Origin of the sequence: Streptomyces sulfonofaciens (assembly GCF_014656295.1) — a bacterium.
Taxonomy (GTDB): Bacteria; Actinomycetota; Actinomycetes; order Streptomycetales; family Streptomycetaceae; genus Streptomyces; species Streptomyces sulfonofaciens.
Window position 1 is genome coordinate 1 of record NZ_BNCD01000063.1, and the last position, 1,874, is coordinate 1,874.

At 38.8% G+C, this 1,874-nt stretch carries 1 protein-coding gene; it reads left to right on the forward strand.

Annotated elements, in window-relative coordinates; genetic code table 11:
• Positions 1-834: 834 nt before the first annotated feature.
• On the forward strand, positions 835-1,874 hold a 1,040-nt coding region (locus tag IE313_RS36680; protein WP_189939330.1), incomplete at its 3' end, for a replication initiation protein.

The window sequence follows — 1,874 nt, forward strand, 5'->3', positions numbered from 1 at the left end:
CTATCAATCCAACCAATACAAAACCGCCTAAGCGAGCGTAAGCGAGCATTCAAGCGGTTTTGAACCTATTGTTTGCTGACAAGCAAACACCAATAAGCGAAGCGTTAGCGAGCATGGATAAAAGCGCATCGCAGTTTGAAATCGTAGGCGTTAGCCGTAGATGGTTTTGCGTGAGCAAAATCAAACAAGATAGCGCAAACCTGGCGTGAAGCACAAAAAATCTCCTCTAAAACTAAAATCCCAAAAATATGTAGCGCGTCATGCGCATTGTTTTTATTACATGTTTTAAACAGTATACTGTTTTTACATGTTTTACTCGCATGCGCGCGCGTGAGGGATTGGGGGTTGTAACAGCCTAAATACCGAAGCTGTAGAGTTTCTCATTTTTAGGTGAAAATGAAAGAATGAGTAGTTCTTGCCAACACTATGAGTAGTTCTTGCCAACACTATGAGTAGTTCTTGCCAACACTATGAGTAGTTCTTGCCAACACTATGAGTAGTATTTTGTAAAAATATACCTACAATTAACCATTTTGAGCTATAATAACAGCGTGCTGATAGTTTCACAAGCGCGGTATTTCCTATGTTCGACAGCAATTTGGAGTAATTAGCTTGACTTTGTTGAGTTAGTGGGTTGGAGAATAGAGAGGGCGACACCTCGTTAGGAGGTATCGTGCCATGAAGCTATTATTCATGTTAGTGCTAGTGCTTGTAATTCTCGCACCTTTACTCCACTAGGTTTATTGAAAGCTAATCCCTTGTTTAATGGGGTTGGCTCGTTAATAAACATACTAGCATGACTTGCACTATTATACCGAAAATAAGGGGCATATAGTGGAATTTGATCGATTAGATTTACAAAAAGCGTTAGAAATATTAGATGCACTCCCACAAACCATTAAAGAATTATTATCAAAGCACGAAATTAAAAAAGAAGAACTAGAACCCACGCTAACCCAAGAACCCACACCCAAAAAAGATCCACAAACCACCCCCACACCATGCAAAGATTTAGTGGTTGCAACCCCTAAAGATAACACCTATATCACCTACCACAACAACACCAACAAGGTCAATCTAGGGAAATTGAGCGAAAGGGAAGCCAATCTCTTGTTCGCTATCTTTCAAAAACTCAAAGATCAAGGGAATACCCTCATTCGTTTTGAACCGCAAGATTTGAAACGCATGCTAAACATAGATATTTCTAATGAACGCTTATCGGAAGTGGTGGTTAAGCTGTGGGATAGCATCAAAACCGCTGATTTTTGGAAAATTAGCGAAACAGAAACTTCAATCATTCAAGAAAATTACATGCTTTTTAGTCGGTGTAAAATTGAATTGAATAAACCTAGCAAAGATTTGAAGTATTTAGAAATCCAACTCAATGATAACTATCAATACTTGCTCAACAATCTAGGCATGGGTCAATACACTTCTTTCAATCTGTTAGAATTTCAAAGAGTAAGGGGCAAATACGCTAAAACGCTCTATCGCTTGCTCAAGCAATACAAAAGCACAGGGATTTTGAGCGTGGAATGGACTCAATTCAGGGAACTTTTAGACATTCCAAAAGACTACACGATGCCCAATATTGACAAATTTGTTCTAAAAGTTGCGCTCAAGGAACTCAAAAAAATCTACCCCTTTAAACATTTGAGCTACAAAAAGGAACGCCGAAACAGCCACGATAAGCGCAAAGTGACGCATATTGATTTCTATTTTGAACAACTGCCACAAGGCAAAACCAAGAAACAAAAACAAGCCAACAAGCAACGTGCTAAAAGGGACATTAAGCTTGTAGCGTGGGATATTAACAACCAAATCGCTAAAAGAAACACAAAATCCACTATGGAAGCTAGGTTGCTTGAACTAAA